Raw genomic sequence first — 6,111 nt, 5'->3', positions numbered from 1 at the left:
CGCCGCGGTCCTGCTTCTTGTAGCCCCAGGCGGCGAGCTTGGCGCCGATCGCGGCCGGGTCGAAGCCGCCGTAGAGGATTCCGACCGCGTTCGGCGGGTTCCCGACGGTGATCGCGCTGGTCGCGATCGGCGGCGTGGTGGACGGCCACTGCGGCTCGGCCGGGGCCGACGGGCGGCCGTGGGCGGCCGGGCGGGAGTAGTCGGACGGCGGCGCGACGTTCCAGGACGAGCCCGACTGCGCGGCCTCCTGCGCGGCGGCCGGCGAGGTCGGCAGCGGCGGGACCGCGGTCCAGTCCGAGGCCGAGGGCACGCGCACGGTCTCGTCGCCGTCGCCCGCGGGCATCTGCGATGCCTGAGACGCGTGAAGACCGTGCGAGCCCTGCGAAGCCTGCGAGGACTGGGAACTCTGCGAAGCCTGGGAACTCTGGGCACTCTGGAAACTCTGCGAGCCCTGCGCCGTCGGCAGCGGCGGCACCTGGGTGGCGGCCGGCGAGAGCAGCGGCGGCGTCGAGGCGTTCACCGGCGACAGCGAGGCGGCCGAAGCGGGGGCCGCGCTGGTGGTCGACATCTGCGGCAGGGTGTCCGGCAGCGGGGCCAGCGCCGGACGGGCCGGCAGCTGCGTGGTGTCGACGCCGCGGCGCGGCTGGCGGCCCTTGTCGGCGGGCAGTTCCTCGACGGCCAGCAGCGCGTCCGGGATCACCACCAGCGCCATGGTGCCGCCGGTGACGTTCGGGGCCAGCTCGACGGCGATCCCGTGCCGCTGGGCCATCTTGGCCACCACGGACAGCCCGATGCGGCCCTGCGAGAGCAGGTCCCGGACGTTGGCCCCGGACGGGTCCCGAAGCAGGGTATTGAGACGCCGGAACTGCTCGGACTCCATGCCGATGCCGTGGTCGTTGATCTCGATCGCCAGGCCCGCGGAGACCCGGTGCGCGCCCACGGTGACCTTGGTGGTCGGATTGGAGTAGTTGGTGGCGTTCTCCACCAGCTCGGACAGGATGTGGATGACGTCGGAGACGGCGTGGCCGTGGATCCGGCCCGGGGCCCGCGGGATGACCTGCACGCGCGGGTAGTCCGGGGTCTCGGAGACCGCCGAGCGCTGGGCCACGGTGACCGGCACCGGGTGCGTCCACTGCCGCTGTGGGAGCGCTCCCACCAGCACCCCGATGTTCTCGCCGTAGCGGCGGACCTGGGTGGCCTGGTGGTCGATGCCGAACAAGGACTTCAGGAGCTTGGGGTCTTCGACCTCGTTCTCCAGCTCGTCGAGCCGGTTGATCTGCTGCAGCACCAGGGTGAGCAGCCGGCGGACCAGCTGCGCGAAGATGACCTGCAGGTCCACGCCCTCGTCGGAGACGGACAACGGGCTGGCGGTCTTGGCCGCGCCGGCCAAAGTCGCCGCCGCCTCGGTGGCGTTCGCCACGACCTGCGGGGGCATCGCCGGCGGCGCCTGCTGCGGGCGCGGCGCGGGGGCCGGGGGCGGGACTTGCTGCGGCTGCGACTGTTGCGGCTGCCGCGGTTGCTGCGGTTGCTGCGGTTGCGGCATCGGCTGCGGGGCCGGCCGGCGTTCGGATTCGGGGAGGGTCTGGATGTCGGTCGCACGGCCCTGGCGCCCCGCGAAGGCGAGGGTGGCCACGACGACCGCGAGTATCAGGCCGCCGAGGACCCAGACCGCGGCCATCGGGCCGCTTTTTATGTGGTAGCCGGCCGACTGCGCGCCGTTCACCACGATGATGATGGCGGCGGCCGCCAGCACCGCCGTGCAGACCGAAGGGGCCACGACCCAGGCGGTCGGCCGCCGGCCGGCGGACCGGCCCTCGGGCGCGGCGCCGAAGGCCGAGTGCCGGCCCGGCGCGCCGTGACCGCCCCGCGCCGCCTCCTGGACGCGGTCCGCCGCGGTCACCGGGCTTCACCGCCGGTGTGGCTGCGGCTGCGAGCTTGAACGGAAGCCATATGCCAACCCTACGTTCCTAAGCGATTACGAAGTGGATACCGGCCTGAATTCGAAGAACATATCAGAAACCTGACAAAGATGTTCCATGATCGACGCCGAACCCATTACATCAGAGGGGCCCGTATGCGGCGATATCTGAGGGCGTGGATAAGGGCTTCACGCCGATGCCCGCTGGTACCGCGGGTGCCGCCGGCCGGCCGGGCCGCGGGGCGTATCTCAGCGCCGGATCATACGCCGCCGGGCCGGGTCCGCGGGGGCGGTGAGACGGCGAGCCGGTGAACGACCCGCCCGGCGGCCCAGGCTCCGTACACAAGTTCCCACCCACACCCTCACCAACGCGCGAACCCGCGATCGGTTACGCAACGGCTTCAGCCTGGCGGGGTTCGGCGGCTTCGGACACCTTCGGTACGTAAAGACTTGGGAAAACCGGCAGCGCCGGCTGGCGGACCTTTAGCGGTCTTTATGGAGACCTCTGATTTCGACACCCGCGACGACAGTGGTCTTGCGACCATGTGGAACATCAAGGTGAGACGGCTGGAAGTGATTACCCCTCACGTTCCGCGCCACGGCCCGATCGCCGCAGGGGTAACCGTTTCCCGCGTTCGGCGAAGCCACGGATCGGCGCTCGGTACCGTCGCGGCATGGACAAGCGGGCGCTCGTCCCGGTCGGGCCGCAGCAACGCGTGTCCTATGTGCCGCCTGGCGATGTCAGCCTGCTGACGACCATGCGGGAGCGATTCGGCGAGCACTATCGGGACCGAAGAGGGAGCCGGGACCGAAAACGGAGCCGCGGGCGGGCGCTGGATCCGCCTCGACGCCGAACTCCTGGGCGGCACCGTACTCCCGAACGCCCACGATCTGTTGCCCGGCGAATTCCTCACCGGCGCCGAGGCCTGGGCCGCCTACCGCCGGGGCGAGGCGGACGGCGCGGCCTTCGGCGTCTACGGCACCGAGAACTTCGGCCCGGCCGAGATCCGCGGCAACGCGGTGAAGGACCTCGCGGCCCTGAACAAGGTCGAGAGCCTGCCCTGGGACGAGTGGGGCCGGATGACCGACGCCTACGCCGGCCGCACCGGCGAGGACTACGACACGCTGCTGGACGAACTGGCCGCGGTCTGCGCGGCCGACGACCCCGGCGCGGTGAGCGAGCTCTACCGGAACCCAGTCTTCGCGGTGCCGGCGGAGCTTCCGCGCTGAGGGAGAGAGTTGTATCTCAGGTCACTGAGATATTGAGGAACGGGCGCCCGCGGAGGCGCCACAGTCAAGGCTCTGCCATCCGCGCAAACCCGGGTGCCGGGCGATAGCCTGCCCTCTTCCATCGGTCCGCGCCGGGGCCCCACCCCTGGCGCCCACACCCTCAGGAGCCGCGTAATGGCCCAGGTCAGGCTGCCGCGTCAGCGTTCGTCGGAGACGGTCAGCGTGCTGGTCGGCGGGTATGCCGGGCGGGTGACGGTGGTCCGGCCCGATGACCGGCCACCGCAGGTGCACCTGATGGCCGGCGGGCACGGATCGACGGTGGCGGGGCTGGCCGACGCCGTCGGGACGGCGATCAGCCTGGGGCTGGCCAACGGGGCCGGGTTCGACGACTACCGGGTGGCGCTGGAGCTGCTGGGGCTGAGTGCGGATCAACTCGGGCGGGAGTGAGTAACCGCCGCCGCTGGAATCCACTCCCCTCGGTGCACCTGGTGCACCTGTCTTCTACCTGGTCCACCTGGACACCTGGTCCACCTGCACCCCACCCACGTTCCACCCGCCTTCCACCCGCGGATGGAAGCGATTCCAACCGGCCGGCTGCGAGTCTCAGATCGTCAGCAAGAAACGGGCAGGTGGGAGAGGGGAAAACATCATGGACGCCAGCGTGTGGATCGTGAACATAGCGGTTCTGGCCTCGGTGCTCGGCACCGACCTGGGACGGCGCAAGGTCGGGACGATGCGGCTGCTGCGGCCGGCGATCGTCGCGGCGGTGATCGTGCCGCTGTACGTGAAGCACCCGGCCACCTCGGGGAACGGACTGCTGTTGGAGCTGGTCGGCGCGGCGCTCGGGCTGCTGCTCGGGCTGGCGGCCGCGGCGCTGCTGAAGGTGCGGCGGGACGCCGGCGACGGCCTCATCTACACCCACTCCGGCTACGCCTACGCGGCGCTGTGGACGGCGGTCATCGGCGCGCGGCTGCTGTTCGTGTACGGCTCCAACCACTGGTTCAGCGACCAGCTGGGCCGGTGGATGTTCCAGCACCAGATCGGCGTGAACGCGCTGACCGACGCCCTGGTCGTGATGGCCATCGCGATGCTGCTGGGCCGGACCGGGACGCTGGCCGCCAAGCGGCACGTGGCCGTCACCGGGCATGTGGTGACCGAGCCGGCGGCGCGCCCCACGCAGGCCGCGCACTAAGCAGGCCGCACTAAGCCGCACTAAGCAGTCGGTAGAGCGACACCCCTCCTGGGCCGCCGGGCGAACTTCGCCCGGCGGCCTTGGTGTGTGCTCAGGCCATCTCCGGCTCCCGCCAAGCGCGCCACGCGTACCAGCCCAGCCCGCCGACGATCAGCGGCACGCCGAGGATCAACACGATCGCCTCGATGCCCCGGTCGTTGTCGTCGTCGGTCTTCACCAGCAGTTGGCGCGACAGGCTGCAGACCGGGACGTCGCCCGGGCCGCGTTGGGCGCACGCCGACAGCGAGTACCAGGCCATGCCGCCGGGTCCGGGTCCGGAACCGTCGCCGGGACCGTCCATCACATCGCTGGGCCCGGTCAGCGGCTCGGACGCCTCGGCCAGGTCCTGGACCGTGCCGGCGGCGATCCGGGCCTGGATGTCCACCGTTCGGCCCGGGACGAGGTCCGCGGTCCAGGTCGGCATCGACGCCGGACCCGCGGCGGAGGCGGCGGCCGGGCTGGCCCGGACCACGTGGAACCCGGGCGGGAGCATCGCCGTGACGTCGACGTGCCGATATGGCACGCTCCCGGCGTCGCGCACCTCGATCGTGTAGTCGATCGCCGCGTGCTCGTCCGCGGGCGTGCCGCCGCCCAGGACGGCGACCGTCACGCCGTCCGCCGGTGAGCCGGTGGTGTCCGCCGCGGCCGGGCCGGCCGAGGCACCGAGAAGCGTCATCGCCGCGGCCGCACCCACCCGGAGCAGCCTCGGCCCGCGTATGCCGGTCACCGGATCGGCGTACCGTGTCGGAACCGACGTTCGATCGCTTGGTCGCGTGGGTCGCTTGGCCGGACCGGGGAAGGCAGCGTGCGCATAAGCGGCACCGTCCTGTTCGTTTCGCTCTGACGTGCGGGCCGCCGGGCGGCGGCCACCCGTCCGAGCCTGCAAGCCCGGGCCCGGGGCCGCATCCGCTGCGAGGCCGCACGAGGGAACGGTGACGGGAACGGGATACCGCTGACGTGTTCGCCTTTGTAGACTCGAAAGCTGTCATAACACCTTCAAGCGCGGGGGAACTGCACCATGCCGACGGCCGCCGAGACCGCGAACAGCAAACCCATCAACTATCGCCTGGACCTGGGCACGGGCTGGACCCGCATCCGCCTGGACGAGCACGCCGAAGCCGATGTCAACGCCTTCCTGGACACGGTGTTCGCCGCCGTCCCGGCCGACGCCGCCGAGGCCGGGCGGGGCCTGATCGCCGGCCGCCTGGGCACCCAGATCATGGCCGGGCGGGCCAAGGGCGGCATCGACTTCTACATCCCGACGCCCGGCGGGGGGCCGGTGCCGGCGCTGACCGTGATGGCCTCCGAGGTGAAGATCCCCAGCGCGGCCGTACCGGAGCCGGCCGACGTGGTGGCCCGGGTCGCCGCCTCCAACCCGACCGCGCGCACCGGCGTGATCGCCGGGATGCCGGCGGTGCGCATCGACCGCAGCGCCGGGATCGACCCGGACACCGAGGACCTGGACGACGAGGAGGACGACGGCGACGACGCCCCGCCGCCCCGCCCGCGGCACATCGAGTACGTCGTCCCGGTCGCCGGCGACCCCGACCACCGCTGGCTCTCGCTGGCGCTGACCGGCCAGGCCGGCCCGGGCGGCGACGAGGCCACCGTGGACGCCGCGATCACGAAGTTCGACGCGGCGGTCGCGGAGCTGGCGTGGACGAAGCCCGAGGCGGAGGCGGATTCTGAGCCGGGTTCTGAGGCCGAGCCCGAGGTCTAGTCCGGGATCAGG

6 protein-coding genes are annotated in these 6,111 nt (G+C 71.9%); 4 read left to right on the top strand and 2 right to left on the bottom strand.

Annotation, left to right across the window (positions count from 1 at the left end):
• Window positions 1–1,900 (bottom strand): ATP-binding protein (locus tag KGQ19_RS28750; RefSeq protein WP_307856541.1); only part of this gene is annotated, 1,900 nt, incomplete at its 3' end.
• Between the two features lie 912 nt (window positions 1,901–2,812).
• Here KGQ19_RS28750 and KGQ19_RS28745 point away from each other — a divergent pair.
• The 3 genes from KGQ19_RS28745 to KGQ19_RS28735 all read left to right on the top strand — a co-directional run bounded on the left by KGQ19_RS28745 (window position 2,813) and on the right by KGQ19_RS28735 (window position 4,340).
• The gene (locus KGQ19_RS28745; protein ID WP_212014539.1) at window positions 2,813–3,148 is read left to right on the top strand and encodes a hypothetical protein; all 336 of its coding nucleotides are present in this window, start codon (window positions 2,813–2,815) and stop codon (window positions 3,146–3,148) included.
• Between the two features lie 174 nt (window positions 3,149–3,322).
• Window positions 3,323–3,595 (top strand): hypothetical protein, encoded by a 273-nt coding sequence (locus KGQ19_RS28740; RefSeq protein WP_212014537.1) that lies wholly within the window; start codon window positions 3,323–3,325, stop codon window positions 3,593–3,595.
• 202 nt (window positions 3,596–3,797) lie between these two features.
• On the top strand, window positions 3,798–4,340 hold the full coding sequence (locus KGQ19_RS28735) for a hypothetical protein (RefSeq protein WP_212014530.1): 543 nt from the start codon (window positions 3,798–3,800) through the stop codon (window positions 4,338–4,340).
• Window positions 4,341–4,431: 91 nt separating this feature from the next.
• Here the strand turns inward: KGQ19_RS28735 and KGQ19_RS28730 are convergent, their stop codons facing one another.
• Window positions 4,432–5,106 (bottom strand): hypothetical protein, encoded by a 675-nt coding sequence (locus tag KGQ19_RS28730; protein WP_212014528.1) that lies wholly within the window; start codon window positions 5,104–5,106, stop codon window positions 4,432–4,434.
• A 291-nt stretch (window positions 5,107–5,397) separates the two neighbouring features.
• On the opposite strand from KGQ19_RS28730, the gene KGQ19_RS28725 reads away from it, so the two are divergent.
• A complete protein-coding gene (locus tag KGQ19_RS28725; protein ID WP_212014526.1) occupies window positions 5,398–6,099 on the top strand; it encodes a hypothetical protein in 702 nt (233 codons plus the stop codon).
• Window positions 6,100–6,111: the final 12 nt, after the last annotated feature.

This window comes from Catenulispora pinistramenti, from assembly GCF_018274385.1.
In the GTDB taxonomy this organism is placed as follows: Bacteria; Actinomycetota; Actinomycetes; order Streptomycetales; family Catenulisporaceae; genus Catenulispora; species Catenulispora pinistramenti.
Note: the sequence above shows the minus strand (reverse complement) of the source record. Positions and strands in the feature narration are given on the sequence as shown.

Bases quoted from the DNA above. Each gene is read 5' to 3' on its own strand.
- KGQ19_RS28740 (WP_212014537.1), top strand. From the start codon at position 3,323: ATGGCCCAGGTCAGGCTGCCGCGTCAGCGTTCGTCGGAGACGGTCAGC.
- KGQ19_RS28725 (WP_212014526.1), top strand. From the start codon at position 5,398: ATGCCGACGGCCGCCGAGACCGCGAACAGCAAACCCATCAACTATCGC.
- KGQ19_RS28735 (WP_212014530.1), top strand. From the start codon at position 3,798: ATGGACGCCAGCGTGTGGATCGTGAACATAGCGGTTCTGGCCTCGGTG.